The sequence below is a fragment of the Microbacterium sp. OVT16B genome, assembly GCF_019969705.1.
Taxonomy (GTDB): Bacteria; Actinomycetota; Actinomycetes; order Actinomycetales; family Microbacteriaceae; genus Microbacterium; species Microbacterium natoriense.
This window is the reverse complement of sequence record NZ_JAHXZA010000001.1, coordinates 2885614-2902245: the sequence shown is the minus strand read 5'-3', so window position 1 is coordinate 2902245 and position 16632 is coordinate 2885614. Positions and strand designations below refer to the sequence as shown.

Below are 16632 nucleotides of genomic sequence, written 5' to 3'. Positions count from 1 at the left end.
TAGCGTTGTTAGATGCCTGTACTAATTCCGAACGCCGTTCACCTGTGCGCGCGAGCGGCGGTGGCGGGATGCTTCTGAGCTCGGAGAAGCCGGTACGGGTCTATCGGAATGCGACGGTCGTCGACGGCACCGGCGCCCCGCGCTTCCTCGCGGATGTCGCGATCGAGGGCGCCAGAGTGGTCGCGCTGATGCGCGACGGTCACGGCGGCGACATCGAGCTTCCACCCGGCGCGGTGGAGGTCGATGCGACCGGTCTGGTCCTCGCGCCCGGATTCATCGACATGCACGCGCACAGCGAGCTCGCCGTGCTCGAGGGCGCACGTCACGATGCGAAGATCCTGCAGGGAGTGACGACCGAGGTCCTCGGCCAGGACGGGCTCGGCTACGCGCCGCTCGACGAGGCGACGGCATCCGTGATCCCCGCGCAGATCGCGGGCTGGAACGGCATGCCGGCATCCGTCCCGTGGCGCACGATGGGCGACCTGCTCGATGCGATCGACGCCGCAGCGGTGGCGAACGCGGCCGCCCTGGTTCCGCAGGGCAACCTCCGGATGATGGTCGTCGGCCACGAGAACCGGAGGGCGACCGCCGGTGAGATCGCCGCGATGTCGGATCTGCTCGGCGAGGCGCTCGACGCGGGTGCGTTCGGCATGTCGAGCGGGCTCACCTACACCCCGGGGATGTACGCCGACACCGCGGAGCTCGAGGCGCTGTGCCGCGTGGTCGCCGAGCGCGGCGGATACTGGGCTCCGCACACGCGCAGCTACGGAGGCGCCGCCCTCGACGCCTACCGCGAGGCGATCGAGATCGGACGCCGCACGGGCTGCCCCGTGCACCTCACCCACGCCACCATGAACTTCGCACCCAATCGGGGGAGGGCGGTCGAGCTGCTCGCGCTCGTGGACGCGGCGATCGCCGACGGCGTCGACGTGACGCTCGACACCTACCCCTACCTCCCCGGAGCCACCACACTGGCGGCACTGCTCCCCAGCAGGCTCTCCGAGAGCGGCGACCTGCTCGCTGCGATCTCCGCGCTGGACGACGAGGGTCGAGAGGCCGTGCGCGTCGAGCTGGAGGACATCGGCTGCGACGGGTTCCACGGTGAGAAGGCCGATTGGAGCGCGATCCAGATCTCCGGCACGACCGCGCCGGAGCTGGCCGACCTCGTCGGGCGCACGGTGGAGGAGATCGCCGCGGACTCTGGGCGGCGCCCGGTCGACGTCGTGCTCGACACGATCGTGCAGGATGCCGGAGCGACCGGCATCCTCATGCACATCGGCGACGAGGACAACGTGCGTGCGATCATGGCGCATCCGCGCCACAGCGGGGGCAGCGACGGCATCCTCATCGGCGCCAGGCCGCATCCTCGCGGGCGCGGGACGTTCGTCCGCTATCTCGGGCACTATGTGCGGGAGCTCGGCGTGCTGACGCTGGAGGAGGCCGTGCGCCATCTCGCGGGGACACCCGCCTCCCGGCTCGGGCTCGACCGCGGCGATGCGCCGCGTGGGGTGATCCGCGAGGGCGCCACCGCCGATCTGGTCCTGTTCGATCCCGAGACGGTGGCGGCCGGAGCGACCTTCGAGTCGCCGAGGGAGGCCCCGATCGGCGTCGTCGAGGTGCTCGTCGGCGGCGTCCCTGTCGTCGAGCGGGGAGCGGTCACGGGTGCGACGCCCGGAGCGGCGCTGCGGATGCCGCCCGCCCCGCACCGCGCGACGGTCCCGCTCGTGCACAGCGCGATCGATCCGTCGGCCCCGGGGTTCGTCTGGACATCGGCCACGCCGATCATCGCCTCGCCCGATCTCGCATCGAGCGTCGCCCGCCTCGGCGGGGAGGCGGGCGGCGGGCTGCCGGGGATCCGTCTGCGGATCGACGAGTCGCTCGCCGCGGCTCCGGACGCCGAAGGGCGCATCGGGACGGAGGCGTTCCGCATCGTCGTCGCCGCCGACGGCATCGACGTGTGCGGGGCGAGCCCTGCGGGGGTGTTCCGCGGGGTGACCGTGCTGCGACAGCTGCGCGAGCCGGGAGCGGACTCCGCGCGGATACCCGCGGGAACGTGGGAGGGGTCGCCGGCGTACGGCTGGCGCGGTGCGATGCTCGACGTCGCGCGGCACTTCCGTCCGGCTGAGGACGTGCGCCGTCTGATCGATCTGCTCGCTGATCACCACCTGAACGTGCTGCATCTGCATCTCACCGATGACCAGGGATGGCGTTTCGAGGTGCCCGGCTACCCGCGGCTGGTCGAGGTCGGCGCCCGTCGCGAGGCGACGCAGCGGGGTCACGGCGTCCTGGCGACCGTCGAGCCGGGTGTGCACGAGGGCTTCTACACGGATGCCGAGCTGCGCGAACTGGTCGCCTACGCCGCCGAGCGGTTCGTGACGGTCGTGCCGGAGGTGGAGCTGCCCGGCCACATCCAGGCGGGTCTCGCCGCTTACCCGGAGCTCGGCAACCTCGACGTCGGAGAACCGCCGTCTTCGGCGTGGGAGCGCTTCGGAGTGAATCCGCGCACGCTCGCGCCGACGGACGCGTCGCTGGCGTTCGGCTACGCGGCCATCGACGCGCTGTGCGCTCTGTTCGACTCACCCTGGATCGGCATCGGCGGTGACGAGGTGCCGGTCACGGAATGGGCGGAGAGCGCCGCAGCGGGGGAGCGGATGCGCGAGCTCGGGCTCGACGATCCGCACGACGTGCAGCCGTGGTTCACGGCGCACTTCGTGGAGCGGGTGCGGCGCAACGGCCGCATGGCCCTCGCCTGGGACGAGGTGCTGGAGGGGGATGTCCCGGACGGCGTGGAGATCCTCGCCTGGCGCGGACCCGCCGCCATGCGCGAGGCGCTCCGCCGCGGCATCCCCGTGATCGCCTGCCCCGATCTGGAGGTGTACCTCGACTATCCGCAGTCCGATTCCGAAGAGGAGCCGATCAGGGTGGGGCCGCCGCTCACGATCGAGCGGGCGTACTCGCTTCGGGTCGAGCCGGGGGCGGCGGGCGGCCAGGCGAACATCTGGACCGAGCATCTGCCGACCAGGGACCGCGTGGACTTCTCGGCCTTCCCCCGCCTGTCGGCGATCGCCGAGCGGCTGTGGGAGGGCGGGGACTCCGGTGACGTCGCGGACTTCTCGCGACGCCTGCCGACCCATCTCCGCCGCCTCGCGCAGGCGGGGGTGCGGTATCGTCCCCTCGACGGTCCGACTCCCGCACAGCGTCGCCCAGGCATCCCCGGGAAGCCGCTGACGATCGCTCAGCGTGAGGAGATCGTCGCGGGACTGGTCGAACGTCTCGTAGAGAGGGCGGAAGCGGCGGCGACATCATCGCCGAAGTAATGTAACGTTTTGGTAACCCTCGTTCCGCACCGTGTGGCGGGGGTTGCGTAAATTTTGTTCGTAAGGTCTACTAACAAACATGTCCGTATCGGATGAAACGCGTCCTCCATCGTCGTCAGACTACGCCGGTGCGAACACTCACGCCTTCGGGCCCGGACGCCACCTGCGCTCCCGCTCCAAAGTGCTTCCCGAGCACGCCCGCGGGCACAACCGCGCCCTCGTTCTGCAGACGCTCTACCACGCGGGGGCGATGAGTCGGGCGGACCTCTCCAGGGAGACCGGACTGACCCGCGTGACGATCTCCGACCTCGTCGCCGAGTTCATCGCCGACGGCATCGTCGTCGAGATGGGCATCCGCGAGACCGTGGGCCCTGGCAAGCCTCCGATCCTGATCGACATCGATCGCGTCGGCCACCAGATCGTCGGAATCGACCTCTCGGGTCCGAGCGCCTTCGTCGGCGCCGTCCTGAGCCTCGACGGCGACGTGCTGGAGCGCCGTGAGGTTCCGCGCCCAGAGGCCGCAGACGGCGCCGCCGCCTATGCGGCGACGCTGGAGCTCGCCCGCACCCTCGTCGCCGCGGCGACGCAGCCGGTGCTCGGCGTCGGCCTCGGCACCCCCGGTGTCGTGCGCCCCGACGGGCTCGTGCTCAGCTCGCCGAACCTCGGCTGGACGAACCTGCCGCTCGAGGCCAAGCTCGGCATCGACCTCGACCTGCCCGTGCTGGTGCGCAACGACGCCAACGCCGCCGTCCTCGCCGAGTACACCTTCGGTGAGGCGAAGGCCGACTTCATGCTCATCAAGATCGGCCGCGGAGTGGGCGCCGGTCTGATCACCGGCAGCCAGCCGCTGCTGGGCAGCCGCTTCGCCGCGGGCGAGATCGGCCACGTCGTGGTCGGCACCGACGGCGGTCCGCGCTGCGCGTGCGGCAAGGACGGATGCCTGGAGGCCTGGCTGAGCGTCAGCAGGCTCAGCGCCGCGATCGACGCGACCCCCGAGTCGCGCGACGAGATCCTGCGCGACGCCGGCACCCGCATGGCCATCGGCATCGCTCCGATCGTCGCCGCGCTCGACCTCTCCGAGGTCGTGCTGTCCGGTCCTGCCGAACTGCTCGACGGGACCCTTATCGACGCCGCCATCGAGACCCTGCACGCCCGCACTCTGGAGGGCGTGTTCGAAGACGTGGAGATCCGCCTGACGCAGCAGGACGACATCGTCCTGCGCGGAGCCGCGGTGATGGTGCTCTCCAGTCAGCTGGGAGTCTCGTGACCGCGAGGCCGGTCCGGGTCGGCCTCGACGTCGGTGGGACCAAGATCGACGCCGTCGCGGTGGGGGAGGACGACGAGATCATCGGGCGCGTCCGTCGCCTGAGCGGATGGGGTGGCGAGGAGGTCGTCGCGAACGTCGTCGGCGCCGTCACCACGCTCGCCGCGGAGTCGGGCCTCGATCTGGCCGACATCGGGTCGGTCGGAGTCGGCATCCCCGGACTCGTCGACGAGGAGTCCGGTCGTGTGCTGCACGCCGTCAACCTCGGCGTGGAATCCCTCGACCTCGCGGAGCTCGCGAGCGCCCGTCTCGGCATCGGATTCCGGGTGGAGAACGACGTCAAGGCCGCCGCCCTCGGCGCTGCGGTGCTGCGCGGAGCGGCGGGATCGATGGCGTACCTGAACCTCGGCACCGGCGTCGCCGCCGGCATCGTCGTCGACGGCCGGATCTGGCGCGGCTCCCGCGGCACGGCCGGTGAGGTCGGTCACCTCTCCGTCGACCCGAACGGCCGACTCTGCGGATGCGGCCAGGTCGGCTGCGTGGAGACGCTCTGCGGCGGCGGTGCTCTGGCCAAGGCCTGGGGCCGCCCCGGTGCGCTCCCCGTGCGGGACATCCTGGATGCCGCGGAGTCCGGCGACCCGCTCGCGCTCGCCCTCCGTGCCGACCTCTTCGCCGGGGGCGCTGCCGGAGTGCGCGTCCTCGTCCTCTCGGCGGACGTCGACAGGGTCATCATCGGCGGTGGTCTCACCGCCCTCGGAGACCGTCTCGAAGACGGCATCCGCTCTGCTCTTCTGGCCGGCGCTGCATCGTCGCCGTTCATGCGCTCTCTCCACCTGGATGAGAGAATCGAGATGCTCCCCGCCGGGTCTCCGGCGGCCGCTTTCGGCGCCGCCCTCGTGGGCGCGTCCGTCCCTTCGAAGGAGATCGTTTCCCATGGCTGAAGTCGTCATCGTCGAGAACAAGGAAGCCGCAGGGGAGCTGGTCGCCGCCGAGATCGTCGAGCTGATCACCGGTCGTCCGGATGCGGTTCTCGGACTCGCCACGGGCTCGACGCCGCTGCCGGTCTACCAGGCCCTGCGCTCGCGGCTCGCCGGTGTCGACGTCTCGCAGGTGCGCGGCTTCGCCCTCGACGAGTATGTCGGCCTCGACCCCGCGCACGTCGAGAGCTACCGCTCGGTGATCACCAGGGAGGTCGTCGAGCCGCTCGGACTCGACCCGCAGCGCATCCACGTGCCCAACGGCGCCGAGGCGACCATCCAGCACGCGGGAGAGGACTACGAGGCGGCCATCACGGCGGCGGGCGGCGTCGACCTGCAGATCCTCGGCATCGGCACAGACGGACACATCGGGTTCAACGAGCCCGGCTCGTCCTTCGCCTCCATCACGCGCGTCAAGACCCTCACCGAGCAGACCCGCGAGGACAACGCCCGCTTCTTCGACTCGATCGACGACGTGCCGCGCCACTGCATCACTCAGGGGCTCGGGACGATCCTGCGGGCGCGGCACCTCGTGCTGCTCGCGTTCGGGGAGGGCAAGGCGCAGGCCGTGGCGGATGCCGTCGAGGGGCCGCTCTCGGCGATCCTCCCCGGATCGGCCATCCAGCTGCACCCGCACGCGACCGTCGTCGTGGACGAGGCCGCCGCGTCGCGCCTGAAGCTCGCCGACTACTACCGCTACACGTTCGCGAACAAGCCGGCCTGGCAGGGCATCTGACCTGAACCCGGAGCGTTTCGTCTCGGTCGCTGCGCTTCCTCGCTCAACGACCGGGGAGCTCGACTCGAGTCCGCTGTCGGTCGTTGAGCGAGCGGAGCGAGACGAAACGGGGTGAGGTTCGTGCGCCTCTAGCGCGACCAGGCGATCGGCAGCAGGTGCTCCACGCTCAGCGGGGCGAGCGGGAGCGTCTCCGCGTCCTCGCGGGTGATCCACCGCAGCTCCGCGAGCTCGGCCTGGACCGTCACGGCGGCGGGGTCGACCGTCGCGGCGAAGGCCTCGGCGACCACGCGGTGCCCCGGTTCGTTCGCCGCCTCCGAGATGAACGTGCCCAGGGGCTCGAGGTCGCCCTCGTCGAGCAGCACGCCGAGCTCCTCGTGCAGTTCGCGGACGAGCGTCTGCGCGGGGGACTCGCCCTCCTCCGGCTTGCCGCCAGGCTGCATGAAGCGGACGGTGTCGTTCTTCCGGACGACGAGCACGCGCCCGTCGTCGTCGACGATGACGGCCGCGCTCACGTGGATGTCAGGCATGGAACACCTTTCCCGGGTTCAGGATGCCGAGGGGGTCGAACACCCTGGTGATCTGCCGCTGCAGCTCCCACTGATCGTCGCCCAGCTCCTCGGCCAGCCAGCGGCTCTTCAGAGTGCCGATGCCGTGCTCGCCGGTGAGCGTGCCGCCCAGGGCGATGGCGGCGCGGAACAGCGCGCCAGCGGCATCCCACACGTGCTCGGGCACATCGGGACCATCGAAGATGAAGTTCGGGTGCAGGTTGCCGTCTCCGGCGTGCGCGACGGTCGGGATCGTGAGCGCGTACTCGCGTTCGATGCGTGCGATCTCGTCGAACAACGCCGGCATCGCGCTGCGCGGGACCGAGACGTCCTCGATGAGCGTGGTGCCGAGCGCTGCCATGGCCGCGTGCATGGATCGGCGGACGGCGAGCAGGCGTTCGCCCTCTTCGCGATCGTGCGAGACCTGCACGGCGCCGCCGCTCGTGCGGAGGACCTCGGCCACGGCATCCGCTTCGGCGACGGCGGCGGGACCGTCGGTCTGGATGGTCAGCTGCGCCATGCCGGCATCCGGCGCCGGCAGGGACAGCAGAGCGGCGACCGCGGCCAGGCTCGCCGCATCCATCAGCTCCATGATCGCGGGCTGGATGCCGGTCGCCGTCACCGCCGCGGAAGCGACGGCGGCCGCCCGCACGCTGGGGAAGGTCGCGGTGATCGTGCACGTGGTGCCGGAGACGAGCCGGCGCAGCTTCAGGGTGGCGCCGACGACGACGCCGAGCGTTCCCTCCGAGCCGATCACGAGAGAGGTGAGATCGAGGCCGGTCACGCCCTTGACGCTCCGATGCCCCAGATGGAGCAGTCGTCCGTCGGCGAGGACCAGATCGACGCCGAGCACGGCGTCGCGCACGACTCCGTACTTGGCGCAGAGGAGCCCGCCTGCGCCCGTGGCGATGTTGCCGCCGACGGTCGAGATCGCGCGGCTGGCGGGGTCGGGCGCCCACCAGAGCCCGTGCTCGGCGAGCAGGTCGTTGAGGTCGGCGTTGAGGATGCCCGGCTCGACCACTGCGAGCAGATCATCGGCGCGGATCTCGGTGACCGCGGTCATGCGCGCCGTGGAGAGCACGATCTCTCCCGCGCCTCCGTTCGCGGCCCCGGCGAGACCGGTTCCCGCGCCTCTGACGACGACCGGCGTGCGGGTCGCCGTGGCGATGCGCATGATCTGCTGGACGTGCTCGACCGTCTCGGCGTGCACGACGGCGAGAGGGAGACCGGGAGCGGCGTGACCCGAGCGGTCGGCCCGTGCGGACTCGAGCGCGGCGGGGGCGGTGTCGACGAGGTCGCCGAGAGCGGCTGTCAGCTGCTCGAGCGCGGTCATGACAGGCTGCGGCGCCCGCTGACGAGTCCGGCGCCGACGGCGACGACGCCGAAGGCGATGCCGACGAGGGGCTGGTCCATGAGCCACCAGGCGATGGTGACGCCGACGTAGATCAGCAGCTCCACAGCCGCGCGGAGGAACGGGTGCAGCCGGAGGACAGGCTTGGGAGACAGGAACAGCGCCCAGACGAGGATGACGATCACGGGGGCGCCGATGCCCAGGACGACATTCCACGGCAGCGGCCAGGTGGCGAAGCCCCAGAGCGCGAGTGTGCCGACGGCGACGACCAGGACGATGGCGCGCACCACGTCGAGCGCGGTGATGTTCGGGCGGTCTACGCCGGGTACGGGTGCGGATTCCTGGGGCATGACCCCAGTCTATTCGCCGCTCGGGAGCTACTCGGCCGGCGCGGGAGCGGTGCCGGCGACGTCTGCGACGGTGTCGATCGCGGCGCCGAGGAGGCTCGCCTGCACGGGTGCGGCGGAGTCCTCAGGAGCAGGTGCGGCGGGAGTCTCTACGGGCACGGGCGCGGGCGCGACCGGTGCGGGCGGTGCTGCCGGCTCGATGGGGGCCGCGGGGTCCACCGGGGCGACGGGCTCGGTCGGGGCAGGCGGGGCCGATTCCGCGGGCCCGGGAGTCGAGGTCTCGGCAGGGGGCTCCGTGCTGGTCGGTTCCGTCGGAGCGGGGGGATCCGTGACGACACCGATGCCGAAATCGCAGAGGAATTCGGGATAGAAGTCGTTGAGCTCGCGCAGGGTCGTGCTCGTTACGGCGCCCTTCTTGTCTCCGGCCACATAGAAGAACTCGACCGTCGCGTTCTCGCAGATCTGCTGCAGCGATGGCCGCAGGTCGATCGTTCCTTCGCCGGTCGTCGAGTCGAGGGCGGAGGGAACGAGCACGACCTCGCCGTTTCCGGCGGTCGAGCCGCCGAGGAGAGTGCTCACCTTCGCCTGGGCCACTCCCGTGACGGGGACGCGATAGTGCGTGACGATCAGATCCTGCTCGTCGAAGGAGAAGCTCACCGTCGCGCTCCCGACCGTCGGAGCTCCCTCCGGCAGAACCGGGTCCACGGGGTCGATGGGATCGATCGGGTCGACGGGCTTCTCGGGGTCGACCGGCTTCACGGGGTCGACGGGTTTCTCCGGTGTCACCGGGGGCGCCGGCGGCGTCACCACGGGAGCGGATTCCGGTGCAGAGGCCTCTTCGACCGGCGGCTGCGGCGCCGGGGGTGCAGGCGGTGCCGGCGGCTCGACGATGGTCGTCTCCTCGGACGACATCGAGTCGTCGGGGGCGATGTCGGCGGCGATAGACGAGGAGTCGCTCGCCGCGGCGTTCGACAGCGAGGTCGACGGGTCAGCGCTGCTGAGGCCGGGCAGAATGGTGGCCGCGGCGACGACGCCGGCGACGATGAGTGCCGCGGAGCCTGCTCCGACGAGCGCGCCGACTCCGGTGAAGATGCCTCCGGCGGCTCCTGCGCCGCCGCCCGCAGAGCCTCCGGCTCCGGATCCTGCTGATCCGCCGGCTGCTCCGCCCGCAGCGCCGCCGGCGGCGACGACGCCGCCCTGGACGACGCTGGAGGGCATGGCCGCCAGCGCGACGATGGGTGCGCCGCCGCCCTGGAGGGTGGCGAGGTAGCCCGCCGAGCCGGCGATGCCGAGCACGAGGGGGAGCAGTACGAGCGCGAGGCGCTTCGAGACGTCCTTGGCCTCGGCGGCGACGATCATGCAGCGTGCGCACTCGTCGAGGTGCTGTTCGAGGCGCTTGTGGTCGCGAGTGCTCAGGTTCCCTCGCGTGTACGCGCCGAGATGCTCGATCGTCCACTGGCAGTCCGACCCGGGGGCTGCGCTGCGCAGGTGCGCCTGGATCCACGCTTCTCTGAGGCCTTCGCGAGCACGGAAGGCGAGCTGTGACACGGCTCCGGCCTTCATGCCGAGCAGCGGCGCCACCTCATTGGGCTTCATCTGCTCGATCTCGGTGTACCAGAGCACCTCCTGCCAGCGGGAGGGGAGGCTGCGGAAGGCCTGCGAGGTGAGACCGCGGTCGAGGGCCTCGTTCGCCGCCTGCTCGGTGCTGTCAGGGTCGGCGACCGCGTCGAGCTCATCGATCGCGGACTCCCGGCGGGAGCGTCCCCATGCGGCGGCGGTGTTGCGGATGCTGGTGAAGAGGTAGGCGCGGAAGGAGCCGTTGGGGCCGCCTCCCTTGATGATCGCCTGGTAGATGCGGGTGTAGGACTCCTGCACGAGGTCGTCGGGGTCGATCGAAGACGTGATCGAGCGCGCGACGGACATGCCGGACGGGTAGTGCCGTCGCCACAGTTCGCCGAAGGCCGTCGCGTCACCCGAGCGGGTGCGCAGAACCAGGTCGGCGTCCGCGATCGCGTCGTCGTGCAGTGTGTTCTCGTCGTCCACAGTCATCCATCTGTCGTGGGGCGCGGGTGCGCCTTCACATGAAGAGACGCGTGAGACCGCTCTTCATCACGCGTCTTTTCCATTCTCTCCCGATTCTTTCAGCTAGGCCACCCCTGACGAAAGTCCAAAGCAGATCTTGAGTTTTGGCCAAAAGTCCAGGTCGTTCACTATTTCCGAATCTGTGGCCTGGCGGAGGGGAAAGATTTTCGAAGATTTTCTGGGAAGTCGCGTAATGAACGGCGGCTGAGTTCGTCTCATCACGTAGAGACAGCCATAAGGGCTCCACCGGGGGGCGGAGTTCTGAGGCGCTGGTGCGAGGGGTAACAGCACCAGCTGGCGGGTCGGGAGCCTCGGGGGAGGAGTTCCCGGCCCACCTGCTCTGTTGTGGGGGTGAGGCCGCCGATCTGGGGAGAAGGCGGCCTCCCGCCCCGCACACACATTTCGACCGGAGAGCGCAGAGCTGCGCGTCGTCGCGCGATGCGCGGTTCTCAGAGCCGCTGACCCACCCATACGCGCGCGACGCGCAGCTGTGCATCGAGAAGCACGGCGTCGCCGACCGATCCGGTCCGCAGGCTGCCGAGCCGTTCGCCGCGCCCGATCGCGCGGGCCGGGGTCTCGGTCAATGCGCGCACCGCCTCGGGCAGTGTCACGCCCGCCTGCACGGCCCTCAGCAGAGCCACGTCCTGGGTCAGCGTGGAGCCCGCGATCGACCCGGTGTCGTCGGCGCGTGCGATCCCGTTCTCGACCGTGACGCTCACCGCGCCCAGGTCGTAGTGGCCGTCGGCGCTGCCCGCGGCCGCCATGGCGTCGGTGATCAGTGCGACCCTCCCGGGGGCGGAGTCGAACACGAGCTTGATCACGTGCGGGTCGAGGTGCACGTTGTCGGCGATCGCCTCGAGCACGACGCGGTGGTCGGCCGCTGCGGCGAGCACCGGCCCGGGGGCGCGGTGGTGGATGCCGGGCATCGCGTTGAAGGCGTGCGTGAGGATCGAGGCTCCCGCTTCGAATGCGGCGACGGCCATGGCGGCATCCGCATCGGTGTGCCCGACCGCGGCCGCGGTGCCGGCGGCGACGATCTGCCGGATGGCGTCGAGCCCTCCGGGGAGCTCCGGCGCGATCGTGATCTGGCGGATCGTGCCGCGCCCCGCCTCCAGCAGGCGCTCGACGTCGCCCGCCTCCGGGTGCCGCAGCAGCGTCGGCTCGTGGGCGCCGTGGTGCCCGGGGTCGAGGAAGGGGCCTTCGAGGTGCGAGCCGAGGATGTCGGCATCCGTCTGCATCAGGTCGGCGATGCCGGCGACGCTGAGCGCGAGCTCGTCGAGTGTCGCCGTGACCAGCGAGACGACCGCGCGCGTCGTGCCGTGCGCGCGGTGCAGCGCCCTGCCGGTGCGGATCGCCTCGATGCCGTCGTCGAAGGCGGCGCCTGCGCCTCCGTGGCCGTGGATGTCGACGAACCCCGGCGTGAGCACGGCGTCTGCTCCGGCGACCGCGGACGCGTCGACGATCTCGTCGGCCGGCGCCCAGTCCGATCCGGCGCCGCGCGAGGCAACGGCGCCGTGCTCGAATCGCACCCAGCCGTTCTCGACGATCTCGCCGCCGTCCACGACGCGGGCGGAGTGGATGACGAGCGAGCCCGTCGTGGAGGTGTGGACGCTCATCGTGCGCTCCAGGGGATCTCGGGGCTGGGGTGGAAGTCGACCCCCTCAGCCTTCCATAGTGGAGCGAGTGCACCCAGCCGTGCGCGGAAGGAGTCCCAGGTGCGCTCCGGCGCTGTCTGCGGCGACCAGGCGATCTCCGCCTGGGCTGCGGCGCGCGGGAAGACGAGCTGCTCGACCTCGGAGATGGTGCGGGTCGTCTCGCTCCACAGCGGGGTCTCGACTCCGAGGATCGCGGTGGCGGGCACGTCGAGCACGGCTGTCGGCTCCCAGTCGTAGGCGGCCCGGACGTCGATGATGGCAGCCCAGTCGAGTCCGAGCGGGAACTCCGGCGTGTACTTCATGTCGAGGTAGGCGACGTTCGAGGCCGACATGATGAGCGCGCCGCCGCGTGCGACGAAGTGCGCTGCCTCCTCGGCGTGTGTGCCCTGCGGGGTGGTGTTGCCCCAGTACTGTCCGACGGTGCCCTCGGCGATGTCGGCCGCGGAGCCCATCTCGTGCCAGGCCACGGGGGTCTTGCCCGCCGCGACGACGATCTCGGTGGCCCGTGCGGCGAACAGGTCGAAGTCGGTCTGAGGTGTTCCGAGCGACTCGTCGCCCCCGACGTGGATGTACGGGCCGGGCGTCATCTCGGCGAGCTCGCGCACGACGTCGCGCACGAAGTCGTAGGTGCGCTCCTCGTGGATGCGCACGCTGGAGTGCCCGACGCCCCAGCCGATGTAGGTCTCGCCAGCGACGGGGAGCGGCTGGCCGAGGCGCGCGGACTCCGAGATCAGTCCGTCGTTCAGCACGGGCGCCTCGACGAGCTCCGGGTACGCGACGCCGATCGCGTGCGTGTGGCCGGGGAGGTCGATCTCGGGGATCACGATCATGTGGCGGGATGCCGCGTGCGCGACGATCTCGCGGTAGTCGTCCTTCGAGTAGAAGCCGCCCGGGTCGCCGTTCGCCGATGTCGTCGCCGCCAGCTCGGTGAGCTTCGGCCAGGAGTCGATGTGGATGCGCCAGCCCTGGTCGTCGCTCAGGTGCAGGTGCAGGTGGTTGAACTTGAGGGCGCTGGTCGCGTCGATGAACTTCTTGACGTCGTCGACGCCGAAGAAGTGGCGTGCGACGTCGAGCATCACTCCGCGGCGGGCGAAGCGGGGCGCGTCCGCGACGGTGGCGCGGAGGAGGCCCCAGGAGCCGTCTTCGTCTTCGCGCAGCAGCTGCAGCAGGGTCTGGATGCCGTAGAAGAGGCCGGCCTCATCGGCGCCGACGACCTCGACGCGCTCGCCGACCGTGAGGCCGTAGCCCTCGGGGTTCGCGACGGCCCCGTCGATACGCAGAGTGATGTCGGCATCGCCCTCGACGGAGGACAGCCGGATGCCGCTGCGCCGGGCGACCGCGTCGATAAGCTGCGCCGTGGCGGCTGCGGGTCCGGACACAGAGGAGGCGGCGGTGAGCGGCATCCGTCCTTCTCCTGCGGTGGCGGTCACGGGCGCTGGAACGAGGGGCAGAAGATGGGGAAGGACCATGAACAAAACCTATCGTCTGGGGTGATCCCTGGATATAGGGAATGTTGTTTCTTCCATCCGTCTGGCCGCCAGACCCCGTCAACATGCATGATCTAAGCGGCGAGAAGGTCTCGATCGCCCCATTGTCTGATGGGGGTAGAGTCACCAGTAAAAACAGTGCCCCGGTCATCCAGCGTGCGGTGAAGAAAGCATCGCGTCCAACGTACTCCCGCTCTTCATCGCTCTTCAACTATGAAACGTTGACAAACATTTCCAAGATCGCGAATATAACCTCTCTGGTTTCTGGAGCGATCGGGGGCGGTGCTGAAATAGCTGCTGCCTTCATGGAGTTGTCCCCGGCAGGCCTACTTGCAATGAAAGCGACTGCCCTACTTGCAGGGACTGTAAGCATCGGTGCTGCCTGGGTCGCGACTGGGGCGGACTGCGTCGCGCACAAGCTGGATGCGATCTGCATCGCGCAATTGCCTGCACTCGGCATGGCGACCATGTTCTACGCAGCGGGTTTGACCAAAGTTGGAGGCGGGGCTGGGGTAGGTGGCACCATTTTCTCAATATCTCAGTTTGCTATATGGCAGCTTGTTCCCTCGGATGGAAGGCCACACATTTGAAACCCATAATTCCGCACATGCGACTCGCGGACTACTGTGCGTGGGTGATCTTCCTTGTCATTACTGGTGTGGCTTTGTTCTTCCTCCTCGCTTCGGCCTCTCTCGGATCTGATGTGCGCTTGGGTGTATTAATCGTGAGCGCAATTGACATCGCCTACGTTGCAGTTATTCTTACGCGTAACCGACGAGTGCGTACATACGCACTAGAGCTTTCCCTCAACAAATCTGTCCCAGCTGTCGCGTTCGATCATGCGCAGATGCAAAATGGTCTTGGACAGCCGCTTGTCGACTTCGAAGAAGGCTGCATCTCAGTTCGAGATGGTCGGGTGTGCGTGTTGAGAATCCCCAAAGGTGCAAGAGATACACCCGTAGCGAGTACATATTTGACAGACGTAAGAGATATTCGTGGTGAATGGGCCTTCATGGGCTGTTATCCTCTGCTTGCGATAGAGCTCTCAAGCGGAGAGGTGTTTCGTATGCGACCGCTGAAGCCTAGCGGGGTGACATGGCGTATCGGTTTGACTCGAAAGGAAATTGAGGCCGTCATCTATCGCATTTACTCAACAACTGGGCGTGAATAAGCGCCATGTGAGTTCGGCGTCACTAGAGTCAATCCCCCGCCCTTACCTTCCGTCTGCCCGCACGCCGTCCTCTATATACCCGCATGGGAGAGGTGATGGGGTGAATGCTTTGATCGAAGTGGGGGCTTTGAGCGTGTCCCAAAGGTGATCAAGAACACTGCGGGACTCGTGACTCGGAACACCTTTAGGTCGACGATGCGAAACATCACGGTTTACGAGTTTTTCAACCTAGCAATATCATTGCGTATGTTGACAAACACGGTGTGTGTCGGCCGGGGCAAGGGGATAGCTGCAAATAGGAGTGGATATGAAACACCTGACGCCGGAAGAATTGATGGAGCGCGCCGACGGTGTCGGTGGATTGGGGGCCTTGGAAGCTCACGGGTTCTTCGGGGGGCGTATCTCGGAGGGTCATGCGGTGCGCGTGGTGTTCCGTAGGGGGCGGCGATTCGACGACCTCGTGCTGTTCCAGCGTGACGAGGATGATTGGTCGGGGGTTGGCGCGCCGCCTGGGGGTGAGTTCCGGGTGCTGGCGGCGTGGAACTTCCCCGTCCCTTCCGAATGGGGTCCCGTACTGGTTCAGGATCGGGTGCTTCCTACAGCGTTCAAGGATCCGGTTGCCTGGGTGGACTCGGTAGTTGGAACCGTCGAGATCCCGGAGACCGGGAAGGATGCTCCAGCGCGGCCATTGATGGACAACGATCGCTTCTGGTCTCTGATCGACTGTCTCGGCGGGTCGTTGGAGGACGAGAAGATCGCGGAGTTGACGGAGGCATTGGAGGCGTTGCCGTATCGGGATGTTCTCTTCTTCCGTGACACGTTGGTCGCGCGGTTGCGTGAGCTTGACCAGCCCCTCAATACCGTCGGTGTGGGAGAGGGGGAGGAGCGTGTGATCAGTGCGGATGCGTCGTTGTACTACCGATGCGAGATCGTGGCGGCGGGTCGCGAGGTGTTCCGCGACCGCGTAGAGCATCCGCGACCTGGCAGGGATGCCGATGGCGCTAGCGGTGAAGCATTGCTAGGTGTCGCGGAAGATGCTTCCGTCTCCAGGGTGCCTGAACCGGATGCGTCTATCGAGACGGGCACGAACCCGCTGTACTGGCCCGATGCGCCCGATCCGTTGCCGGATCCGTGGGCGTCGATTCCGAGTCCTGGTCCTTTCTCATATGACATTCAGTTATCTCGGTTGCGTCTTGGCCCGTGGAGTCAACGACGATTCATAGTTTGGTTGGCGTACGCGACCACGGCGGAGGGAACTGTGCGCGAGATGATGGGGTGTGTCGTGCAGGGGAACAACGAGACCGCGCGTGAGGAAGTCGTCGCCTACGTGCGTGCCCGGCTGCGCGATGGAGAGACGCTGCATCCCAACGTCGTCACCTACGCTCCGGGAATCGACGGCGTCGCGACTGGGCATCAGATCGCCGGAGGGACTCGACGTAGTCGATTGAGCATGGATGAGTATGTCCAGAGGTACTACACGGGCGAGCTCGCTTCGGCCGGGATGCGGAAGGCCGGCGAGTAGCGCGTGGAGAGATTGGGTACTTCTGTTGGACATGAACTCCCGCCAAGGCTTACGCCCCGATCCGCGGGATCGAGAGCCTTGCCATGATCGTCATCTTTGACGTCATTGTCCTGTTCGCTCTCTGTGCATTCAGAGGGTTGTATCTGCTGGTATTGATACCCGCAACCTTTCTTGCATG

The 16632-nt window shown here is 68.5% G+C and carries 13 protein-coding genes; 7 read left to right on the top strand and 6 right to left on the bottom strand.

The window, feature by feature from the left end:
• The first annotated feature begins 68 nt into the window (after nucleotides 1–68).
• From LC438_RS13765 to nagB, 4 genes are all read left to right on the top strand, one after another.
• Nucleotides 69–3317, top strand: a complete 3249-nt coding sequence (locus LC438_RS13765; RefSeq protein ID WP_223586900.1) for a family 20 glycosylhydrolase — start codon at nucleotides 69–71, stop codon at nucleotides 3315–3317.
• 79 nt (nucleotides 3318–3396) lie between these two features.
• Complete coding sequence (locus LC438_RS13760) at nucleotides 3397–4584, top strand: ROK family transcriptional regulator (protein ID WP_105677129.1); 1188 nt, start codon at nucleotides 3397–3399, stop codon at nucleotides 4582–4584.
• Complete coding sequence (locus LC438_RS13755; RefSeq protein WP_223586899.1) at nucleotides 4581–5522, top strand: ROK family protein; 942 nt, start codon at nucleotides 4581–4583, stop codon at nucleotides 5520–5522. Before LC438_RS13760 ends, LC438_RS13755 begins: the two co-directional genes overlap by 4 nt.
• Nucleotides 5515–6294, top strand: a complete 780-nt coding sequence (gene nagB / locus LC438_RS13750; protein WP_223586898.1) for a glucosamine-6-phosphate deaminase — start codon at nucleotides 5515–5517, stop codon at nucleotides 6292–6294. Before LC438_RS13755 ends, nagB begins: the two co-directional genes overlap by 8 nt.
• Nucleotides 6295–6422: 128 nt before the next feature.
• Here the strand turns inward: nagB and LC438_RS13745 are convergent, their stop codons facing one another.
• The 6 genes from LC438_RS13745 to LC438_RS13715 all read right to left on the bottom strand — a co-directional run bounded on the left by LC438_RS13745 (nucleotide 6423) and on the right by LC438_RS13715 (nucleotide 13743).
• The gene (locus LC438_RS13745) at nucleotides 6423–6821 is read right to left on the bottom strand and encodes an NUDIX domain-containing protein (protein WP_105677125.1); all 399 of its coding nucleotides are present in this window, start codon (nucleotides 6819–6821) and stop codon (nucleotides 6423–6425) included.
• Nucleotides 6814–8172: an FAD-binding oxidoreductase gene (locus LC438_RS13740; protein WP_223586897.1), complete on the bottom strand. Its 1359-nt coding sequence runs from the start codon at nucleotides 8170–8172 to the stop codon at nucleotides 6814–6816. The genes LC438_RS13745 and LC438_RS13740 overlap by 8 nt, the downstream gene beginning before the upstream one ends.
• On the bottom strand, nucleotides 8169–8540 hold the full coding sequence (locus tag LC438_RS13735; RefSeq protein ID WP_105677123.1) for a YrdB family protein: 372 nt from the start codon (nucleotides 8538–8540) through the stop codon (nucleotides 8169–8171). Before LC438_RS13735 ends, LC438_RS13740 begins: the two co-directional genes overlap by 4 nt.
• A gap of 27 nt (nucleotides 8541–8567) precedes the next feature.
• Entirely contained in the window at nucleotides 8568–10586 is a 2019-nt protein-coding gene (locus LC438_RS18550; RefSeq protein ID WP_263294827.1) for a sigma-70 family RNA polymerase sigma factor, read from the bottom strand.
• 482 nt (nucleotides 10587–11068) lie between these two features.
• Nucleotides 11069–12235: an N-acetylglucosamine-6-phosphate deacetylase gene (locus tag LC438_RS13720; protein ID WP_223586896.1), complete on the bottom strand. Its 1167-nt coding sequence runs from the start codon at nucleotides 12233–12235 to the stop codon at nucleotides 11069–11071.
• The gene (locus LC438_RS13715) at nucleotides 12232–13743 is read right to left on the bottom strand and encodes a family 20 glycosylhydrolase (protein WP_223586895.1); all 1512 of its coding nucleotides are present in this window, start codon (nucleotides 13741–13743) and stop codon (nucleotides 12232–12234) included. The genes LC438_RS13720 and LC438_RS13715 overlap by 4 nt, the downstream gene beginning before the upstream one ends.
• Nucleotides 13744–13784: 41 nt before the next feature.
• Between LC438_RS13715 and LC438_RS13710 the strand changes: the two genes are divergently transcribed.
• The 3 genes from LC438_RS13710 (at nucleotide 13785) to LC438_RS13700 (ending at nucleotide 16454) form a co-directional block, all read left to right on the top strand.
• Nucleotides 13785–14351, top strand: coding sequence for a hypothetical protein (locus tag LC438_RS13710; RefSeq protein WP_223586894.1), 567 nt, complete (start codon nucleotides 13785–13787; stop codon nucleotides 14349–14351).
• 44 nt (nucleotides 14352–14395) lie between these two features.
• Nucleotides 14396–14932 (top strand): hypothetical protein, encoded by a 537-nt coding sequence (locus LC438_RS13705; protein ID WP_223586893.1) that lies wholly within the window; start codon nucleotides 14396–14398, stop codon nucleotides 14930–14932.
• 307 nt (nucleotides 14933–15239) lie between these two features.
• Nucleotides 15240–16454, top strand: a complete 1215-nt coding sequence (locus LC438_RS13700) for a DUF4240 domain-containing protein (RefSeq protein ID WP_223586892.1) — start codon at nucleotides 15240–15242, stop codon at nucleotides 16452–16454.
• Nucleotides 16455–16632 lie beyond the last annotated feature (178 nt).

Excerpts from the sequence above, each read along its gene's own strand:
- LC438_RS13720 (WP_223586896.1), bottom strand. The coding sequence starts at position 12,235 with ATGAGCGTCCACACCTCCACGACGGGCTCGCTCGTCATCCACTCCGCC.
- LC438_RS13760 (WP_105677129.1), top strand. The coding sequence starts at position 3,397 with ATGTCCGTATCGGATGAAACGCGTCCTCCATCGTCGTCAGACTACGCC.
- LC438_RS13700 (WP_223586892.1), top strand. The coding sequence starts at position 15,240 with ATGAAACACCTGACGCCGGAAGAATTGATGGAGCGCGCCGACGGTGTC.
- LC438_RS18550 (WP_263294827.1), bottom strand. The coding sequence starts at position 10,586 with ATGACTGTGGACGACGAGAACACACTGCACGACGACGCGATCGCGGAC.
- nagB (WP_223586898.1), top strand. The coding sequence starts at position 5,515 with ATGGCTGAAGTCGTCATCGTCGAGAACAAGGAAGCCGCAGGGGAGCTG.
- LC438_RS13735 (WP_105677123.1), bottom strand. The coding sequence starts at position 8,540 with ATGCCCCAGGAATCCGCACCCGTACCCGGCGTAGACCGCCCGAACATC.
- LC438_RS13765 (WP_223586900.1), top strand. The coding sequence starts at position 69 with ATGCTTCTGAGCTCGGAGAAGCCGGTACGGGTCTATCGGAATGCGACG.
- LC438_RS13710 (WP_223586894.1), top strand. The coding sequence starts at position 13,785 with ATGTTGTTTCTTCCATCCGTCTGGCCGCCAGACCCCGTCAACATGCAT.
- LC438_RS13715 (WP_223586895.1), bottom strand. The coding sequence starts at position 13,743 with ATGGTCCTTCCCCATCTTCTGCCCCTCGTTCCAGCGCCCGTGACCGCC.
- LC438_RS13745 (WP_105677125.1), bottom strand. The coding sequence starts at position 6,821 with ATGCCTGACATCCACGTGAGCGCGGCCGTCATCGTCGACGACGACGGG.
- LC438_RS13740 (WP_223586897.1), bottom strand. The coding sequence starts at position 8,172 with ATGACCGCGCTCGAGCAGCTGACAGCCGCTCTCGGCGACCTCGTCGAC.